2 tRNA genes are annotated in these 261 nt (G+C 52.9%); both read left to right on the top strand.

Going from position 1 to position 261, the window contains the following annotated elements:
• The first annotated feature begins 108 nt into the window (after positions 1-108).
• Positions 109-180, top strand: a tRNA-Glu gene (locus tag HFE01_RS26730).
• A gap of 7 nt (positions 181-187) precedes the next feature.
• Positions 188-260 (top strand) — tRNA-Val (locus HFE01_RS26735).
• Position 261 lies beyond the last annotated feature (1 nt).

The raw sequence follows: 261 nt of genomic DNA on the forward strand, positions 1-261 counted from the left end.
TGGCTATAAGGGGACCCTCTGCTAAGGGGTTAGACTGCGTAAGTGGTGCGAGGGTTCGAATCCCTCTCTCTCCGCCACAAAATTATTAAATCAGAATTCATTTTGCAAGGCCCGTTGGTCAAGGGGTTAAGACACCTCCCTTTCACGGAGGTAACAGGGGTTCGAATCCCCTACGGGTCATAATTATGGAGGCTTAGCTCAGCTGGGAGAGCATCTGCCTTACAAGCAGAGGGTCGGGGGTTCGATCCCCTCAGCCTCCAC

It is taken from the genome of Paenibacillus sp. EKM10P, from assembly GCF_011800655.1.
GTDB classification, from domain to species: Bacteria; Bacillota; Bacilli; order Paenibacillales; family Paenibacillaceae; genus Paenibacillus; species Paenibacillus polymyxa.